The sequence below is a fragment of the Lacrimispora indolis DSM 755 genome, from assembly GCF_000526995.1.
Classification (GTDB): domain Bacteria; phylum Bacillota; class Clostridia; order Lachnospirales; family Lachnospiraceae; genus Lacrimispora; species Lacrimispora indolis.
In genome coordinates this window covers 2,290,039-2,309,052 of the sequence record NZ_AZUI01000001.1, presented here as the reverse complement: position 1 = coordinate 2,309,052, position 19,014 = coordinate 2,290,039, and the positions used below count along the sequence as shown (strand labels likewise).

Below are 19,014 nucleotides of genomic sequence, written 5' to 3'. Positions count from 1 at the left end.
GGTCAACCCTGCTGTTTTCCTTTTCCCAATGCTGCAAACATGCTTCGTTTATACTCCTCCACCCCTTCCTGATCAAAGGGATTGACACCCATCAGGGTACCGGACACCGCGCATGCCGCCATAAAGTAATAAAACAGTTCTCCAAAGCTTTCTTCCGATATTTCATTTACTATCAGACGGATGCAGGGCACTCCGCCGTCCCCATGAGCTTCCCAGGTCGCTTTTTCAGCCGCCTTGTTGATCTGGTCAAAGTCCATGCCATCCAGATAGTCAAATGCATCTCCAAATTCCCGGTCCGGTTCGATGACCGCACTGGCTTTCGGATCCTTGACCGACAAAAAGGTTTCCAGAAGGTTCCGCCTTCCCTCCTGCATGTATTGACCCATGGAATGAAGATCCTCGGAATAGATCGCCGCGGCCGGGAATATTCCCTTTTTCTCCTTTCCTTCGCTTTCTCCGAAAAGCTGTACCCACCACTTGGTTAAAAATGCATACTGGGGTTCAAAGGAAACCAGCATTTCAATGTCATAGCCATTCTGGTACAGGATGTTTCTGGCTGCCCCATATTTTACCGCCGGGTTGGTAGCGGGATTGTTTCTGCAGTCTTCCATGGCATATCTCACCCCTGCCAGAAAAGCATCTACGTCAAGACCGGCTGCCGTAATGGGGAAGAGACAAACCGGGGAGAATGCGGAATATCTTCCGCCGACGGAAGCCGGAAACTGCAAAAACAGATATCCGTTCTCCTCTGCAATCTCTTCCAGCCTGGATCCCGGCGTTCCCGTCAGTATGATCCGTTCTGCCATTTCCGCCTTTGAATACCGTTTTTTCATCCATTGGCGCAGAATCCGGAAATGGCTTCCCGGTTCCAGGGTTTCAAAATTCTTTGCTATCACATTTATGTAGACGCTCTTCCCTTCCATCCGCTCCAGCATATGGCTGATGTAACAGGGGGACAGAGTATTTCCAAGATAAATGATCTCCGGTCCCTTCCGGCCGGCCACCGCCTCGATCATGGCTCTCGCCGCCTGATTGGAGCCTCCTACCCCGACAATGACAAATACATCCCCGTGGTTTCTGACTTCTTCTGCCTTCGCCTTCAGCACATCCAGCTGAACAGCCGAGGTTTCCAGAGTCCGCCAGCCCAGCACCTGTTCCCTGTCTTCCTTTTCAAGAAGCCGGCTTAAAATTTCTGAAGCAATGCGCTCATTCTCCTCCCATGCGTTTTTTGAAACGTAATCCGTTATGTGGTTTATCTCGATTCCAATGCTCATTTCCGGCCTCCTGTGCTGCTCTTAAAATCGGGTGTCCCAGGTTCCGCACCAGACGTCATCATCGTACCGGCCTTCAAACTCCGCCAGTCCTGCAATGCGCCTGATGGTTTCATCAATGGTCTCCGGGCGGTTGTTATAAGCATTGATAAAGCCCGGCACTCTGGAAACATCGATTAAATGGTTGGTATAGTTAAAGGATACAAATACAGTGGGAACATCGTGTATGTACCAGGGGTAACAGCTGGACATGGGATCCGGCCACATGAGACGGACTGAATTCGTCTGTGCAAAGCCGCTGATATCGGCAAACAGCATCACTGCGTCATATCTCGCCTTAAAATCCCTGATCTTCCCCTTTTCCATGGAAGATTCCATCAGCTCCGGTTCATATCCGTACCGCACCAATGTTTCCAGAACATGGGAGGCGGTGTCTTCACTTCCGCCGGACTGGACTCCCTGACCATAAATGCTCTTCTGGTGTCCCACATTCCCTGACAGCACGAATACTCCGATCTTTTTATAGATATCAGGCTTAAAAGGCAGCTGTCCCTTTGTGTTCTTGACCAGTGTGACCGCCTTTGCCGCCGCCTTTCTGGCTATGGCAGTATGTTCCTCACATGCAATGTAGGATAAAGCTTCTTTTCCCGGCCGGAAACCTTCCCCGGCTTTCCTCTTATGCAGTCCGATGGCCGCCTTACAGGCGAGAATCCGGTATAAAGCATCCTTCAGCCGTTCTTCCGTAATAATTCCTGAACGGATTCCTTCCTCCATGGCACTGTAATCTTCTTCCATATCGTTAATGCCCAGTACCATATCACAGCCGCAGGCTATGGTCCATGGGATGGCTTTCATGCGGCTCATACCGTAAAATCCCATCATTTTTGTCTGGTCCGTCACCGCCAGACCGTTGAATCCCAGCTTCTGCCGGAGCAGTCCGTCCACCAGTTCCTTGGAAAGGCAGGCAGGCTGCATATCCTTTTCCTCAAGATCCGGATTCAGCCCTTTTTCATAAGCCGGCAGTGTAAAATGGGCCACCATAATGCTGAGAAGGCCATTGTCAATGGAGGTCTGATAAATCTTTCCAAAGGTTTCATCCCACTCTTTACAGGATAATCCGTTATTGCCCACAGCCAGATGCTGGTCCCGCTCCTCCCAGCCGTCTCCTGGAAAATGCTTCAGGCATGGAATGACTCCGTATTCCATGCAGCCTTTGTTGTAGGCCTCCACACACTGGCTGACAAAGTCCGCGTCGCTGCCGAATGCCCTTGTATTGATCAGGCTGTTCCTCCAGTTCATCAGAACATCCCCCACCGGGCCAAAGGTCCAGTTATAGCCTACTGCAGCAGTTTCTTTTCCCGTAATGCGCCCCACTTCGTAGGCAGCTTCCGGGTCTCTTAAAGCCCTGACCTGGGCCCCGGAAGCGACAAGGGTGCCGCCTCTTAAGACTCCGTTAGGTCCTGATTCACAGTTTCCCGCATAAAGATAAGGGATCCTGGAGCTTTCCTGCAGCTCAGCCATAATGTCCTGGGCTTCCTCATTGCCAAACAGCGCAGCCCGGAAGGGAATTCCTGCAATGGGATACTGTCTGAGAAATGCAGCCAGCTCTTCCCTGCTTTTTCCCATGAGGGGATCTGCAAACAGCTGACAGATCTTTTCGTGCATGCTCATGGAATTTATCGTATCTTCTACCCAGCACGCACCTTCTTCATCCAGGTAAAAGGGATTTGCTTTTATATCGACCATATGTATGTCCTTTCTTCCGCCAACGTATCAAACAGCCGGGCAGCAAAGCTGTTTTAAATAGCTGACCGCATTTGTGTAGCGTTCAAAGCTCACCTCGCCCTTTTCATATTCAATCACTGCCCAGCCGTCATCCGGCATGCTGGCCTTCAGTGTTTCCATAAGCTCCTTTAAATTTACGTCACCTGTTCCAAGGTCCGCGTAGCTGTTCTGTTTTTCCTCATGGGTAGAGCACTTTTCCATCTCCGGCCGTTTAAAGTCCCTGATATGGACGTAAGAATAGCGGGAGGGATGATCCTTTATCATGGAAACCGGCTGCCAGCCGGCGGATAATGCCCAGCCGGTATCCAGGGCAAGCTTCATTTCCGGAGCATGTGCAAGGAATGACCGATACAAAAGGCCGTCGTTTTCAAATTCCCAGTCATGGTTATGGTAGTGGATCTGCACGCCCTGCTCCTTTGCCCTGCGGGCCAGCTCATTGAGCTTGCAGGCCATTTTCTTCCCCAATTCCGGATCCGACAGCCGGCTGTCAGCCTCTTTCCCGGCTCCTGTTTCTCCCGGCATACTCTTTACTCCGGTCAGTATGATATTCCTGTTGGGCATGATCCGGAGAAAATTTACAGCTTTCTGAATATTAACCCACACTTCCTCCGGCCGGTCCAGCAGATCCGTTAAAAGGCATACTGCATGAAGGCCCGAAAGCTCCAGCTCATGGATTTCGAGCTGCTGCTTTAATTCCCGGCTTCTGTCAACTCCAAAAAAGCGTGAACCGACTTCAATTCCCTGACATCCGGTTGATTTAAGGCCTGATAAAACGGTTTCCGTATCATTGGCGATCCGGTCGGTAAATAATACCGCATGGCATCCTATTTTCATTTTTTCTGCTCCTTTCACTGAAAATCAATGGGCACACTGCAGCCTGTTTTTGAGGATTCCCAAAGCGCATCGATCAGTCTCTGGATATAAATCCCCCGGGAAAAATCAGTGGCAGCCGGAACTCCTTTTTCAATTGCGTCAATAAAGTTCCGCATTTCAAAATAAAAATTAACAGCAAATCCTTCTTTGGGAACGTAATCATTTATCAGATACAGTCCTTCCGGTACTTTAACGGTTTCCGGCGATTCCCTATAGCCTCCATCCGGGTCCTTCTTCTGAATCCGCAGGGAAAAAGGGTCACTTCCGTCAAAAAACGCGCTGCCGCCGCTTCCGTATACTTCTGTTGTATGTCTGCTTCCGACCCGGCTTGCCGTATAGGAAAGCAGCACCCCTTTTTCAGTCTTTGCGGAAAAAGATGCAATATCGTCGTTATCAACGATTCCGGTTCCATTGCCGTTTACGCGGTCCCTTTCCTTTAAGCACGTGACACTCATGCACTGCAGCTCCGTAATCGGCCCGGCCGTATCACGGAGCAGCATATCTCCGATATCCAGCATATGACTTCCGAAATCTGCCATGGCTCCCGGCCCTGACAGTGCCTTCTGCATCCTCCATTCCAGCTTTACCCTGGGATCGGCGATCCTGCTGCCTCCCAGTGACTGCCGGACATAGAAGATATCTCCCAGCGCCCCCTCGTCAATCAGCTGCTTTAAATACATATAGGCGGGAATTCCCCGGTAACAGAGCCCGATCATGCAAACCTTCCCTGAGCTTTCCGCATAGGAAAGTGCCGGCTCACATTCCCTGGCATTGGTGCCGAAGGGTTTTTCACACAATACATGCTTCCCCGCCTTTAACGCCTGGATGGCCAGTTCCACATGATATGCATTGGGGGTGCAGAGACTGACTGCATCCACCTCTGAAAGAAGCTCTTCATAGCTTCTGCAGGCTTTTGCCTCTTCCAGCTGAAACTTGTCTGTATATTCCTGTGAACGCTCCTGTATAATATCGTATACAGCGGTAATTTTCGCTTCCGGTATCCGCAGATATCCCTGAATATGCATTCCCGCGATTCCAATGGTATTTCCTGCCCCAACAATTCCTACACGCACCATAAATCATTTCCTCCTTATAAATATTGTTTTAAACAGCCGGCTCCCAAAACCAGCCCGTTAAGTACTTCCTCCAGACTCCCCTCATAGGACGGATCCTCATGTTCCAGGCTTATGGTCTTTTCATATCCAGCTTCCTTTAAGGCATTTATGAGCCGCTTCCAGTCAAGCTGCCCATGGCCGGGGATCCGGTAACACCACCAGCTGAAGTCAGTGAGAATGCCGCACTCTTTTAATCGTTCTTCATCAATCTCCGTATCCTTTGCATGAACATGGAATATTTTGCTGCCAAATTCCTGAATCGGAGCATAGGGATCAATAAACTGCCATACCAGATGGGAAGGATCATAGGCCAATCCCACCTTTTGGCTGTCCAGTTTTTTAAATATTTCACGCCACATCACAGGGGATATGGCAATATTTCCCATGAGGGGACAGTTTTCAAATGCCAGTTTCACCTTTCTTTTTTCCGCAAGATCCACAATCGGGTCAAAGGTCTTTACAAAACGCTCCAGGCTTCTGATGGGGGTTCTTCGAATGGAATCCGCCTTATCATAAATTCCCTCTTCCAGGGTTTTGTCAATTCCGGTAGACGTAACGATCTTTTCAATTCCCAAAGCTCCCGCAAACTCGATCCTTTTTTTCAGTTCTGCAAGATGCGCGCCTGCCTCTTCCTCATCCGTGCTTAAAAAATTTCTGCAATAGGTAAGAGAAGTAATTCCTACAGCTCCCTTTTCCATTACCTGTTCAAATTTATCCCGTTCCATGGGCACCGTAGGCCCTACTTCCAGATCCTGAAATCCACGGGCTTCTGCCCAGGCAGCAATTTCATCCAAATGCTTCATTCCCTGTTTCACCAGAACATTGGTCATAAAACCCAGCTTCATTTCTTCCCTCCTACTTATTTAATTATTTTAATTAATTATATATTATATTCCGGCTCTTCAAATGTCAATTATTTCTTCTTATTTTTCCGTAATGATCTTCAAAAATGCAGCAGCAAGGATGCCGATATGCTCAGCATCCCTCCCGCGTTTGATTTACATATCCGCTTTCAGCCCGTAACGCTCATACACCTCGTCCGGCGCCTCATTCTCCTTGAACAGCTGTGCCATGGCACCAAGCATCCGGCTCTTTACCGCATCCTCCTGAATCGGGTGCTCCTGTTCTTCATCTACTGCAAGATCATACAGAACATCTTCTTTCAGCTTTCCCAGAAGTCTTAAGGTATTGCCGGCGGGTATCTTCAGGAGCGGACATTTTTTCGTGAACCCAAAGGGCGGAGCCAGCTCTGCCTTCTCCATCTCTTCCGGCGAAAACAGGGAATCCATATGAGTTGGCATCAGTGTATATTCATTCATGCAGATATTCTCGTTCTGCACGGCACGCATATACACATACTGTCCGTCCGTGATATTCACAGGCCCTCCGTGATAGCCAAATATTCCATAGCTGCGCACCTTCCGGTCCTCAGCCACTGTTCGGCGCAGTGATCTACCGGTCATATCCTTCGGGATCTCCAATCCAAAGAAATCCAGAAGTGTGGGGGCAATGTCAATGGTCTGAACCAGGGCCTGGCGCCGCTCCCCTCTCTTTTTGCTTCCCGGATCCCAGATGAACAGGGGCGTGTGGACCAGTTCTTCAAAGTCGGGCATGCTGCCCTTCCCCCACCATCCGTGGTCATTTAACAGAAAACCGTGATCCGTGTTTACGATCAGCATGGTATCCGCCCAGAGGTCCTGTCTGTCTATTTCATCCAGAACCAGCCCAAGGCAGTGGTCACAGTATTCTGCCAGTGAGAAATACTTTTTCCTCATATTTTCAACGGTTTCTTCATCCTCAGATACGGGAGAATAGGGCGGCCAGTCCGGCAGGAATGGCTGATCCGGATCAAACCATTTTCCTTCAAAATCCTTTGGCGATGTAAATGGCTCATGGGGATCAAAGGTCTCTATCTGCAAAAACCAGTTGCCGTGTTTTCCATTGCGCTTTATGAAATCAATTCCGTCGGCAAATGTCTGTGCCTGGGGGTAATGGCTTTCATCCTTTAACACGGAACGGTTTGCAAAGTTTCTCCATCCGCCCCTTTGGCGCCGCCTTTTTATCATTTCCGGTGTATTCTCATTTAAGAGCACATAGGGAGACTGTTCCTCTCCTCTCGGCGTGCAGTCCCCGATCCACGCATCGCTTTCCTGCCCCCGGTAACAGGCCCAGGAGGAATAGCGTCCGCAGTAAGTCGCTCCTCCATCCTGTATGTAATGGTAATGGTCCGTGGCTAAATGAGAATGGATCCCCGCCTTTTGAAGCAGCTCCGGCATGGAGTCGTCAAAAGGTTCTACCGGTCCCCAGCTTCTGTGCAGAAAATTTGCTCTGCCGGTATGCAGCTCTCTCCGCGCAGGCATGCACGGAAGGCTGCAGACATAGCTTTTATCAAAGGTAACCGTATGCCCGGCCAGCCGCTTAAAATTCGGCAGATCCATGGGATCAGGCCCCTCGTAGCAGGGAAGCAGATCCCGGCGCAGGGAATCATACATAACCATAATCGCTTTCATTTTGATTCTCTCCTTTCTCTCTCCGGTCTCTTATGCTGATTCCTGAAGCACCGTACGTTCTCTGCGGGTATTCTGCGCCAGATGGATCCTCGCCCGCTTTTCTCTGGCATAATCAAACCGGTAGGCATTCATACGGTAAACGTTTAACAGCAGAAATAAGCTGTAAATAATGATGTTCTGCATACTGCTGTCCATTGCAAGCTTGGATAAACACATGGTCAGTATCTTGACGCTTAAGGATCCAAGAAGTATCCCTACCACCGGTCTCTGGCAATAGGAACCGATCAATAAGCCCAGCGCCATGGGAAACATGTTTTTGAATACCTGGGTATTGCTGGTCATGCCCATGACCGGTGTGAGCCCGCCGGTATACGCAGTGTCAAACACTCCCGCGCATGCGACCAGGGCGCCGGCCAGCACATAGCATAAAATACAGTTTGTATAAATATTTATCCCGCTGTCCGCCGCCAGCTTCTGGTTTCCCTGGATGGCACGGCGCTTATATCCAAATCCGCTGTATTGGAACAGGTATGTGACACCTCCCACCAATGCGAGGGCAACCACCAGGATAAATCCTATATTAGATAATATCTCCACACCCGGCTTTGCAAACAGCTTCAGTCCCTGCTGGGAGTATGCGCCGAAGGAAAGGCATTCAAATACCAGGCTGACGCCTAGTCCAAGCACCATGGGCAGTATGCGCAAATGAACGAAAAGCACGCCTACAAGCAAACCGCAAAGTGCACCGGTGAGCATGCTGAGAATCAGGACCCCCACGCCTCCAAACCCCAGGCTGAGCGCCATATTTCCTCCAAATATACAGCCCATGTACATCTGTGCCCCGGCGGATAAATCCATCCGCCCGCTGGTTAAGTTGCAGTTAATGGCAAGGGCAAAGCTGAAGGAGGTCAGCAGGGTACGCAGCAGCGCCTTTACATCCGCAATATTGGAAACAACTCCCGTGCCTGCCGCCGCCCGGTCGATCAGCTCGCAGACCAGCCATGTTATAAACGGAATTGCCAGGGTTTTTAATAAGGGTATCATTTTTAATGATCTGATGTTGCTTTTCATGGTTTCCTCTCCTTTTGCCAGAAAGGCATTTCCTATTTGTCTCCAAGTCTTATCAGTGTGGATTCGTAAGTAATGGAATCCACGATGGACTGGATATCACCATTGGTAATGTCCGGATGGTAAATTCCCAGCATGCTGTCGATGATGTTATATCCCACAATCCACTTGTCTCCCTTTGGAACATCCCATTTGCTTGCAATATCCAGGTCTTCCAGTTTTGTAATAGGCCATAAGCTGGAATTTAACATACCGGCATCTCCGTTGGGCGCAAGAGTTGCGCTCTCGTATCCGGTGAGAAGGTTATACGCCTGGCTGAATCCGGCCGCACACAGAAGGCTTACCGGTTTCACGGTTGCCATGTTGATGGTCGGGTTTCCAAACTGATCCTTTGTTTTGAATGCGGTATGCAAAGATTCCGCAATGGTTGCCACGCCTGCCACCTTGATATCTTTTCCAATGGCTGCTTCTGTTTCCTGAACGATGACGCCGGTCTGGTCATATAACTGGACGGACTGCAGCATAACGCCGTATTTACCCGTCTGAAGAGCTGCCGTCAGCCCCTGGAGATAGCCTTCCACACGTGTCACATGGCCGGGATAAACATATATATTGATTCCTTTGTCATTGACGGCCTCAATGGGGGCACTTGAGGTGACCAGAGCATCAAAGTCCTCTTCATAGGTCAGGCCATACAGTTCCGAAAGGGACTTTAAACAGGCCTGGGTGATTTCCGTCTGCTGCAGGTTTCCGGTATACGCCAGACCGCTGCATATTAAAAAGCCTTCGCTGCCATCCTCACTGGCATTTTCCTTCAGCCAGTCGCTGAACACTTCCGCGATGGCAGTCTGGTTGGAGCCAAAGGCCGCAAAATTATCATAACCGCCTGCAAAAGCCGCCTCAGTTTTCGGATTAATGCGTACCGTATTCACGATATATTTCATTCCGTATTCCTGACACACCTGAGTCATCTGTTCAATATCATCATTGTTATAGCTGATCACCGCATCACAACCGGCATCTGCACAGTTTTCGATAAACGTCAAAAGCTTTTCCGTATCAGAGACCTGTTCGGAGAACACAAATTCCACATTATACCGGGGTGCCACATAGTCTTCAAAATAGGAACGTCTCTGAATGCTTTCATCATTGGCCTGAACCTCTGCAACACCGATTTTAAACTTCTTAAAATCCTGGGGCGTCTTTCCCGCTGCTTCTGAAGCTTCATTGCCTTCCCCTTTCTGTGTGGCAGCCTGGGATTCTGCCGCCGGTTCATTTTTAGGGGTTCCCCCGCTGCATGCTGTCAGGCCGAATGCAAGGCCGCACGCCAGTAACGCTGCAAAAAATTTTTTCATAATTTTTTCCTCCATTTTTATTTATGAATCAAAACTGCTGGCGGGACGGTAAGGTTGCCGGCCGCTCACTGTTTAAAAATACCAGAAGCAGGAATATAAGACCTCTTACTCCCTGTATTACGGTGCTGGAGACCCCCAGCATCAAAAGCCCCTTGTTTAAGGCGGAAACCGTCAACGCACCGATAATTCCGGAATAGCTGTTTGATTTCGCGCCTCCGAAAATGGACATTCCGCCAAGAACCGTTGCAAGCATTACATCCATCCCCATGCCGTTTCCAGTTGAATTGCCCACGCTCCCGGTTCTGATAATGGTAAATACCGCCGCGATTCCCACTCCGATCCCTGCCATCAGAAAGCTGACGTAGGTGGCGCGGGTGGGGTTCATGCCGGTTTGCTCCGCACATTTTTCATTTCCGCCGATGAACCGAAGCTGCCGGCCGATCTTCGTATAATGGAAAACCAGCAGGCAAACCACAAAATAGGTCAGAAAAGCCCCATAGCGGAAGCCTCCGGTTTCCAGAACCTTGCATACCTTAAAATCCACCTTCAGGGTATCGGCTCCCACCACCTCACTGATGATGGCGTTATAAAGCTGCATCACCACAATTGCCACCATGGTTGTCTTGATATGAAAGACCACGCTTAAGGTACAGTTAAACATCATCAGAAATACACAGACGATGACCGCAGCAGCGATCATAAGGACAACACTTGCCGTGACGCCGTAAACCAGGGCGCCTGCCACGGCTCCAAGCCCCATGACGGACCCCACCGAGATATCCAGATTTCCGGTCGTATAAATAAAGGAAACCGCGGTTGCCATGGTGCCAATGATCAGCGCCTGGTCAAACACCCCTTTGAGCACGCTTCCTTTCACAAACTGGCCTTCGGTCGCCATTTCAAATGCAAAGACAATCAGGAGCAGAATGGTAAGCGGAAATACCAGAGTGAACATGCGTTTATTCTTAATCATATCAATGCGGTCATTAAAATGTAGCCGGGGTGCCTCTTTTACAGCTGCCATGTCAGTCATTTTACTCTCCTCCTTAAATCATGCATTCGATCAGCTGGTGTTCCTGGAATCCATCCCTGCGGAAAAATTCACCGTTCACCATCCCGTCCTTCATAATCAGCAGGCGGTCTGCCATACCGATCAGCTCCGGCATTTCCTCGGAAATCATGACAATGGATTTCCCCTTCTTTTTCATGTCATAAATCAGCTGGTACATGGAGGCCTTAACCCCGATGTCCACCCCTCTTGTGGGGCAGTCCAGGATCAGTACATCCGCATCGTCCGCGATCCATTTTCCGAACACGACCTTTTGCTTATTTCCGCCGGACATGGCCCGGACCGGCTGCCAGATATTTACGCACTTGATAGCCAGCTCATCCACCACCAGCTGCACATACTTCTGCTCTTTCTTTCCGGATATAAACGGTCCCAACAGACGGTTCTTCTTATAACCCACGCTCTGGATATTCGCTCCGATGGACGCATTCAGCTCCAGGGATTCCTGGTCACGGTTCTTGGATACATATCCCATACCGTTGTTAAATGCGACCTCCGCATTCCTGACAACCACATCTTTTTCTGTCAGCACGACTTTGCCATCCACAACCTCATCAAGACCGTAAAGAGCCCGGCCCAGGCCGTGCATCCCGCAGGCAGACAGACCTCCGATCCCAAGGATCTCTCCCTTGTGCAGTTCCAGATCAAAGCAGAGAAGATCCTTCATGGTCGTGATGCAGTCCGCCTTCAGCACGACCTGGCTGCCGTATCCGTCCATATCATTCCGGTAATAGTCTTCCCTGACCTCCCGGCCCACCATCTTGCGTTTGATATTCCCCGGCTCAAAATCCGCTTTCTCCAGGTTGTCAATGATGACACCATCCCGCAGGATCGTAAGTGTATCACAATGCTCCATCAGCTCATGAAGGTCATGACTGATAAAGATAACCGCTTTGTTTCTGGCTGCGGCATCATGCATGATCTGATACAGCAGTGCTCTGCCGCTGTGAGAAAGAGCGGTGGTGGTTTCATCCACAATGAACAGCTCCGGCTCCCCTGCCATCACCCTGGCAATTTCTATGAGCTTTCTTTCCTGCATATCATAGCGGAACGCCGGCTGGGAAGGATCAATCGTTGTGATTCCCACGCGTTCCATGGCTTCTGCGGCTGCACCATTCATCCTGGCACGGTCAATGAGCGGTCCTTTTTTGAATGTTCCGTAATTTCCCAGAAAAATATTCTCTGCCACCGTGATACCGGGAATCGTTCCTGCCTCCTGTACGATCATTCCAATTCCATTTAAGGCCGCCTCTAAGGTATTGGCCGGCTTCCAGGCCGTTCCTTTATAGATCATCTCTCCGCTGGTAGCCGGCTGTATCCCTGCAATTATGGAAGAAACTGTGGATTTTCCAGAACCGTTTTCACCGATCAGTCCCCGGATTTCCCCGCGGCGGAACTGGATATTTACGTGGTTCAGCGCAACCGTCACACCAAAATTTTTGCACATGTCCTTTACTTCTACCAGAACCTCTCCTTTTTCCGGCATGACACCCCCTCCTCCCTTTTGTTTGTTCAGCCTTTGTCCCCCAATGGGATTTTTATTGGCATACTGCTATTATAGAATCCCGCCATGAATTGCGCTGTAAATAATGCTACCATTCTCCATTGTTTTTCCGACTTGTTTTTGTCCGTTCAAAAAAAGCAGGCTCCAAAGAACCTGCTTTCCTCCAGGGAAACTTCAGTACAGCTGGGACCAGGTCCCATTATTTTGATTCCTCAGGAAGATTCCGCTCTTCCTGAGGAGTAATTCCCATCACCTTTTTATAAGCCTGGGTAAAATGGCTGAAATTGCAGTAAGCCAGCTTTGCTGCAATAAAGCTCACCGGAAGGGAGGTAGTTTTAAGCAGGCTCTTGGCTTCTCTCATTTTTCGCTGTATAATGTATTCCTTTACAGTGACTCCCATCTCCTTCTTAAAGATTCTGGTCATATAATCCGGATTCAGATGGACATGCTCCGCCAGCTCTTCCCGCTTCAGCTCACAGTCCAAATGATCATTCACGTACTGGATCAGCTGAAAAACTGCGGTCTTGCTGTCCACGTTTTCTGTCTCCGAAAGGTAATTAACGGCCACATGGTGTACCAGTTCCTTCATCTGGCTCACAGATTTCATTCCATTCTGGTAAAGACTGAGCTCATCCTGGGCAGAGAACAGCTTATAGAGCAGTTCTTTTGAATCATCAATAGCGCCGTAAAGCATGGAAAGGAAATCCTGGTAAAAATGGAGCAGTGTCTGTGCATCCATGGTTCCATCCTCAACCATCTGGTCCAGCATGTGAAACGCTTCCTCTTCCATGACTTGGGGATACCCGTCCATTAACAGCTTTCCCCAGTATCTGATGCCGGCCATGTGATATTGCCTGTTCTGGGACCGGTCCTCCTGTTTTTGGCTGGTAAATATCCCGCCTTTCAATATCACATTTTCCTGCTTCTGCTTCACCAGAAGGGGCCACACCGACGGTATCTCCTTCATGTACAAAGGACCTTCCAGATAACAGGCTATTCCGCATTTTAAGGATTGTTCACAGACGCTGCTGAAATACAGAAGCTGGCACTTCAGCTCTTCCTTCCTCACTTCCATGCTTTCACTGTCCTGCAAAACCATGGCGAACATATTTTCTTCCATAAAGCAGACTACGATGGGGCAGCTGTTTGTAATAAAAATTCCATTTACCAGCCTACTTAGCTCCTCTGCCAGGGATGGGCCGTTCCATTTTACAGAGAGGGAATACCACCGCACGATCTGGATCAATACCAGATGGCAGGGACGCCCCTTCACCGGAAGGCAGCCCAGCCCTGCAAGAGTCTCAAAATAGTTCTGGTTATTGATACCAAGCAGATAATCCCTCTGGACGTTGGCAGCAATGCTGATCTCCTGCTCCTGAAATGCCTGTCCCATATCATATACCAGCCGTTTTTCATTTCTCTTTTCCACATTCTGAACCGCTTTTCTGACAGCCCGGACGATCTCTTCATAGGGTGCCGGCTGAAGAATATAATCAAATGCGCCCAGATGAAGCGCTCTCTGGGCATATGCAAATTCCGCATGGCTGGTCAGAAAGATACAATACGTGTCATATTTTTCACTGCATACCCACTGAAACAGCAAAAGTCCGTTTTCTTCAGGCATTTCAATATCACACAGCATGACATCCGGGGCCTGCTCCCGGAATACTTCTTTTGCCTTCATAGCATTCTGGGCTGTTTTTACGGTTTCAAAACCTTCCTTTTTCCAGTCGATCCCATTTAAGAGACCATGCAGGACTCCCGGCTGATCATCAACGATCAACAGTCTCATACCTCTTCTCCTTTCACTTAAGCCAGATAAAACAAAAGCTCAATTGCGGCCCCCTCCTTATTCCAGCAGCTGACCGCAAAATTTTCTCCGTATAAAAGCCGGAACCTCCGGATTACATTGAACAGCCCCACATGTACTTCATTGAATTCTCCGTCCCCGTTCCGGTTCAATTCATCCATGATTTCACCGGCAAAGCCCGCTCCATTGTCCTGGATGATAATATCCACCAAAAAACCATTTTCTATGGTCTTTTTTACGGCAGTGATTTTTACGGACAGGGCGCGGTCCTGTACGGTTCCATGCTTTACACAATTTTCCACCAGGGTCAGCAGGCTGATGGGAGGCACCTTAAAATCCAGCAGATCCGGGTCAATATTTAATAAGCACTGAGGCTTTTCTTCCTGCCCGACGGCCTGAAGCTGAATATAGTTTTCGCACATCTGCAGCTCCCGGCTTAAGGGCACCAGATCACTGCTTATTGTGAACGTATAACGGAGATGACTGGAAAGAAGCAGAATCATCCCCTGTATATCCTGAAAGGAACCGGCCTGGGCCATTCCGTAAATATTTTTCAGGCAATTGAGATAAAAGTGAGGATGAATCTGCATCCTCAATGCGGCCAGCTCCGCTTTCTGGGCATTCATTTCTGACTGCTGTGCCAGGAGCCTGTCATTTTGGGCTGAGATTCTCTGTTCATAGTTTTCAATCTTTAAATTGGTTATGGTATCTATCATTTGATTGAACGTTTCATTCACCTGCGCAAATTCCTTGCTGCTGTATCGGCCCGGACGGCTTTCCAGATCATTGGCCCGGATCCGCTCCATGGTTTTTACCAGATCGGACAGCGGGCGGAAAAAGCTGTATTTCAAATAAATCCATGCGGCCAGAAGCACCAGCGTGGACACGCCGGAAAACAGCCATGGACCAAGCCGCAGCCAGCCTAAGGTCCCCATGTTGTTCCGGTAGGGAACTCCATATAAAACATCAAGTCCCATCAGGGTCTCTTTCACCACCATGTACTGCTGCTCTTTCCCGGCAAAGCGGAAATCCTTCACTTCGGGAATTTTGTCCACCCAGGTTTTCTTCAGCCACATAGCCGGAGTCAGAGGTTTTCCCTTCTGAACAAACACAACCGGCGAAGCCATGGCATAATTGGCCTGGGACCGTCTTGAAATGTCCTGGATATCGATCAGGCACACGGCCGAGGTCGTTCCCTTCTGAACGATGCGGACAAAAAACCAGTCTTCCCCCGCGTGTTCCATAAACCATCCGAGCCGTTTTTCTCCCTGGTCCTCCAGCAGCCGGAGCATCAGCCCTTCCATTGCCTTTTTCTCGCTGTCCGAGTACTGGCTTCTGCCTGCGTATGTTTCGCAGGCCATTCCAAACGCTGGTGAATAGATGGCAAGGCTGGAAATGGTCTGATTGCTTTCCATACGGTCTTCAAATACGGTCTCCAGCTCCGCCAGTGCCGGCTCCGGCCGCTCAGTTTCAGAAGCCTGGCTGATCCGGGCAAAGGCCTCGCTCTCCCCCCATAGCAGGTTCATGGTACTTTCCGCCAGCTGGATCTCGTCGGTGATGGCCGTGCAGAAGCTCAGCAGAGTATTCCGATTCGCTTCCGCCAGCTGCCGGTTTAAGTGGGAAACCGCTTTTGTGGTAAATATGCTGAACACCAGAGTGAGCGGAACCAGGATCAATATTACGGCAAGCAGAAACCGGTATTTGATTGAAATTCGTTTTTTGCTCAAAAAAACACCCCCTTGTCCCCTGTCATAGCAAAAAAGGGCGCTGTCGCATACTGTCGGATCGCTCCCTTTTTCATCGGATATTTGTATCCGCATGGATCTTATTATGTCCATTCCTATCACCGGATGAAATCATTCAACGGCAATTTCTTTTGTTCTGATCATAGAATAACATAGCCCTATTATGATTTGTACAAATTTCACCCAAACGTTTGAGTATGATGTTATACTTTTACTCTCCATCTCATTATATATCGACAAAAGGCTATAAAAAAAGAGCTATCGTATGGTTACATACGATAACTCTCTTTCATCATGCCGGCGACCGGAATCGAACCGGTACGGGAGGTAAGTCCCGCAGGATTTTAAGTCCTGTGCGTCTGCCAGTTCCGCCACGCCGGCATTCTCATATACCGTTTTACTTCTTTCCAACGGTACGGACTGGGTGGAGAAGGATTCGAACCTTCGAAGTCGTCGACAACAGATTTACAGTCTGCCCCCTTTGGCCGCTCGGGAACCCACCCATGCTTTTATTAAGCAAGCGAGTGTTATTTTATCACAGGGACATTAAAAAATCAAGGTTTTTTAGAAAAAAATAAAAATTCTAATCCGGGTCAGCAACCAGCAAAACAGAGCTTATTCCGGGCATGGAGACAAGCACCTGGCCGTTCTCTACCTCATAGGATATCTTCCCCACATTGTAGCCATTTTCATAGGTCAGCATGTAGCGGGACATGGTTTCTCCGTCTTTCATTCCCAACTGCCAAACAGGGATCATGACCTGCCGTTCCTCCGGAAGATTGTTGACCGCCACGGCACAAATGCTGTCTCCGCTGAAACGGCCGTAGGAGATCAGATGCTTTCCGGCCAGAAGCTGCTTTAAGGATCCAAGGCGCAGCGCCGGTATGCTGTGGTGAAGTCCTGTCATATACCGGTGAAATTCGATCAGCTCTAAATCCTCTTTCCCCCAGGGATAGGTCCTCCGGTTATCCGGGTCCGTCCAGCCGCAGACCCCTGCCTCGTCTCCATAATAAATCGTAGGCGCACCGGGCCAGGTCATCTGGATCATAACCGCTTCTCTGAATATTCCATTATTGATTCCCTGGGAAGCCGCCTCCGGGCCCAGAGTGGATGTCCGTCCCACCCTTCGGTTGGTTCTTGTCATAAAACGGGAATGATCGTGGTTTGACAGCTCATTCATAGCTATCTGGATGGAGCCTGTCATCATACGGCTCATATGATAATTCATGGACTTAAAAAAGCTTTCCCCATCCCCGAACAGGCTGGGATTGCTTTCGTCGCTGTGTTTTTCCATCCCTGTCAGAAACCAGGTCACAGGCTCCATGAAGGCATCATAATTCATGACAGTATCCCACTGGTCGCCCTGGAGCCAGCCGGATGGGTCTCCGTAGTGCTCCGCCAGCACAATGGCCTCAGGATTTGCTTCCTTCACCGCCTTCCGGAAATCCCTCCAGAATTTATGGTTGTACTCGCTGCTGTGCCCTAAATCAGCGGCCACATCAAGACGCCAGCCGTCCACATTATAAGGCGGGGACACCCATTTACGGGCGATCTGCAGGATATACTCGTACAAGGCCAGGGAATCCTCATAATTCAGCTTAGGAAGTGTGGAATGCCCCCACCAGCCATCGTAAGACCCGTTATAGGGCCAGGCTTCCTGATCGTAAAATTTAAAAAACGTCCGGTATGGACTGTCCTTTGACACATAGGCTCCCGGCTCGTACCTTCCTGACATTTCATAAATACGTTCCCCATCCAGCCATTTATTAAAAGAGCCGCAATGATTAAATACTCCGTCAAGGATCACCCTCATCCCCCGTTTGTGCACCTCTTCCACAAACCGGGCAAAAAATTCATTGCTGGCTTCTAAATTCTCTTTATCTGTTGTCCGGATCATGTATTTTGTGGCATACTGGTTATCCTTGGCATCAGGAGCCACCGGCTCCCCCCCATCTTTTGCGATCACGCCATAATGGGGATCAATGTGGTCGTAATCCTGGCAGTCATACTTGTGATTGGAGGGTGATACAAAAATAGGATTAAAGTAAATCACATCAACTCCCAGATTCTTTAAGTAATCCAGCTTATCCCATACTCCCTGGAGATCGCCGCCGTAAAAATACCCCACATCCATCTGGTTAGGATATTTTCCCCAGTCCTTTACACCGGATACGGGACGGCCGATGTACACATATTCCCCGTCCACCACGTCATTAGTCACATCTCCGTTGCAGAACCGGTCTACATAAATCTGGTACATGACCGCACCCTTGGCCCAGTCAGGCGTAGAAAAGCCGGGAACCATACGAAAGTAAAAACCTTCCGGATTATCCCCGGAAGGACCCAGCCGGTTATAGTAACAGACCTCTCCGCCCTTTATAACCTTAAAGCTGTAGCTGATATTCTCATAAACTGCCGTCAATCTATATTTATAATAATCGAACTGCCCGTCGGACTCTGCCTTTTCCATGGCTGTCTCTTCATTTAATCCATCCTGGATATAACAAACCTGATCTGCATCGTCCTTTGCCGTCCGAAAAAACAGGATCACATCATCCCCCAAACCGGGTTCTGCCGGGAATCGGAAACTTTCTGTCTCATCAGTAAATAACGCATCTTTATTTAACGCCTCAGCCTGGAAGCACATATAATTTTCATTTCCTTTCTCGTCGTCTATACGTTCTATTTTATCCGATTGAATCAAAATATACAACCCGCCTTTTTAAGTAAGAGGCAGAAAAAACGGTCAGCGGGGCAGCTGACCGTTTTTCGGAGAAGGTATTTCGTTTCTTATGGGGTGTAGCAAAAACTATATAATGTATTGGGGGGGTTTACGATTATTACTATACCACGACTAAGAAAATAAGTGTGCACAAACATCATTTTTTTACTTGTAATTTTTTATGCAT

At 49.1% G+C, this 19,014-nt stretch carries 13 protein-coding genes and 2 tRNA genes; all 15 read right to left on the bottom strand.

The annotated features are described in order from the left end of the window. Positions 1–2: 2 nt before the first annotated feature. The 15 genes from K401_RS0111125 to K401_RS0111055 all read right to left on the bottom strand — a co-directional run bounded on the left by K401_RS0111125 (position 3) and on the right by K401_RS0111055 (position 18,752). Complete coding sequence (locus K401_RS0111125) at positions 3–1,274, bottom strand: phosphoglucose isomerase-related protein (protein ID WP_024293015.1); 1,272 nt, start codon at positions 1,272–1,274, stop codon at positions 3–5. A gap of 21 nt (positions 1,275–1,295) precedes the next feature. Further along, complete coding sequence (locus K401_RS0111120) at positions 1,296–3,017, bottom strand: glycoside hydrolase family 3 protein (RefSeq protein ID WP_027352493.1); 1,722 nt, start codon at positions 3,015–3,017, stop codon at positions 1,296–1,298. A 27-nt stretch (positions 3,018–3,044) separates the two neighbouring features. Beyond that, positions 3,045–3,890 (bottom strand): sugar phosphate isomerase/epimerase family protein, encoded by an 846-nt coding sequence (locus K401_RS0111115; protein ID WP_024293013.1) that lies wholly within the window; start codon positions 3,888–3,890, stop codon positions 3,045–3,047. A 14-nt stretch (positions 3,891–3,904) separates the two neighbouring features. Beyond that, positions 3,905–5,005, bottom strand: coding sequence for a Gfo/Idh/MocA family protein (locus tag K401_RS0111110; protein ID WP_024293012.1), 1,101 nt, complete (start codon positions 5,003–5,005; stop codon positions 3,905–3,907). A 14-nt stretch (positions 5,006–5,019) separates the two neighbouring features. Next, complete coding sequence (locus K401_RS0111105) at positions 5,020–5,889, bottom strand: sugar phosphate isomerase/epimerase family protein (protein WP_024293011.1); 870 nt, start codon at positions 5,887–5,889, stop codon at positions 5,020–5,022. 153 nt (positions 5,890–6,042) lie between these two features. Beyond that, the gene (locus tag K401_RS0111100; protein ID WP_024293010.1) at positions 6,043–7,554 is read right to left on the bottom strand and encodes a sulfatase; all 1,512 of its coding nucleotides are present in this window, start codon (positions 7,552–7,554) and stop codon (positions 6,043–6,045) included. Positions 7,555–7,584: 30 nt separating this feature from the next. Then, positions 7,585–8,625: an ABC transporter permease subunit gene (locus K401_RS0111095; protein WP_024293009.1), complete on the bottom strand. Its 1,041-nt coding sequence runs from the start codon at positions 8,623–8,625 to the stop codon at positions 7,585–7,587. Between the two features lie 32 nt (positions 8,626–8,657). After that, complete coding sequence (locus K401_RS0111090) at positions 8,658–9,977, bottom strand: S-layer protein (RefSeq protein WP_024293008.1); 1,320 nt, start codon at positions 9,975–9,977, stop codon at positions 8,658–8,660. 28 nt (positions 9,978–10,005) lie between these two features. Continuing rightward, a complete protein-coding gene (locus tag K401_RS0111085; protein ID WP_024293007.1) occupies positions 10,006–11,010 on the bottom strand; it encodes an ABC transporter permease in 1,005 nt (334 codons plus the stop codon). Positions 11,011–11,023: 13 nt separating this feature from the next. After that, positions 11,024–12,532: a sugar ABC transporter ATP-binding protein gene (locus K401_RS0111080; RefSeq protein WP_024293006.1), complete on the bottom strand. Its 1,509-nt coding sequence runs from the start codon at positions 12,530–12,532 to the stop codon at positions 11,024–11,026. 217 nt (positions 12,533–12,749) lie between these two features. Continuing rightward, positions 12,750–14,342 (bottom strand): response regulator transcription factor, encoded by a 1,593-nt coding sequence (locus tag K401_RS0111075; protein ID WP_024293005.1) that lies wholly within the window; start codon positions 14,340–14,342, stop codon positions 12,750–12,752. 17 nt (positions 14,343–14,359) lie between these two features. Beyond that, positions 14,360–16,087 carry a sensor histidine kinase gene (locus K401_RS31835; protein ID WP_024293004.1) on the bottom strand — a complete coding sequence of 576 codons (1,728 nt, stop codon included), beginning with the start codon at positions 16,085–16,087 and terminating at the stop codon, positions 14,360–14,362. 313 nt (positions 16,088–16,400) lie between these two features. Continuing rightward, positions 16,401–16,486, bottom strand: a tRNA-Leu gene (locus tag K401_RS0111065). 40 nt (positions 16,487–16,526) lie between these two features. Next, positions 16,527–16,608 (bottom strand) — tRNA-Tyr (locus K401_RS0111060). Positions 16,609–16,688: 80 nt separating this feature from the next. Further along, the gene (locus K401_RS0111055) at positions 16,689–18,752 is read right to left on the bottom strand and encodes a glycoside hydrolase family 13 protein (protein WP_024293003.1); all 2,064 of its coding nucleotides are present in this window, start codon (positions 18,750–18,752) and stop codon (positions 16,689–16,691) included. Positions 18,753–19,014 lie beyond the last annotated feature (262 nt).

Coding starts and splice junctions, on each gene's coding strand:
- K401_RS0111125 (WP_024293015.1), bottom strand. CDS start 1,274: ATGAGCATTGGAATCGAGATAAACCACATAACGGATTACGTTTCAAAA.
- K401_RS0111120 (WP_027352493.1), bottom strand. CDS start 3,017: ATGGTCGATATAAAAGCAAATCCCTTTTACCTGGATGAAGAAGGTGCG.
- K401_RS0111115 (WP_024293013.1), bottom strand. CDS start 3,890: ATGAAAATAGGATGCCATGCGGTATTATTTACCGACCGGATCGCCAAT.
- K401_RS0111110 (WP_024293012.1), bottom strand. CDS start 5,005: ATGGTGCGTGTAGGAATTGTTGGGGCAGGAAATACCATTGGAATCGCG.
- K401_RS0111105 (WP_024293011.1), bottom strand. CDS start 5,889: ATGAAGCTGGGTTTTATGACCAATGTTCTGGTGAAACAGGGAATGAAG.
- K401_RS0111100 (WP_024293010.1), bottom strand. CDS start 7,554: ATGAAAGCGATTATGGTTATGTATGATTCCCTGCGCCGGGATCTGCTT.
- K401_RS0111095 (WP_024293009.1), bottom strand. CDS start 8,625: ATGAAAAGCAACATCAGATCATTAAAAATGATACCCTTATTAAAAACC.
- K401_RS0111090 (WP_024293008.1), bottom strand. CDS start 9,977: ATGAAAAAATTTTTTGCAGCGTTACTGGCGTGCGGCCTTGCATTCGGC.
- K401_RS0111085 (WP_024293007.1), bottom strand. CDS start 11,010: ATGACTGACATGGCAGCTGTAAAAGAGGCACCCCGGCTACATTTTAAT.
- K401_RS0111080 (WP_024293006.1), bottom strand. CDS start 12,532: ATGCCGGAAAAAGGAGAGGTTCTGGTAGAAGTAAAGGACATGTGCAAA.
- K401_RS0111075 (WP_024293005.1), bottom strand. CDS start 14,342: ATGAGACTGTTGATCGTTGATGATCAGCCGGGAGTCCTGCATGGTCTC.
- K401_RS0111055 (WP_024293003.1), bottom strand. CDS start 18,752: ATGTGCTTCCAGGCTGAGGCGTTAAATAAAGATGCGTTATTTACTGAT.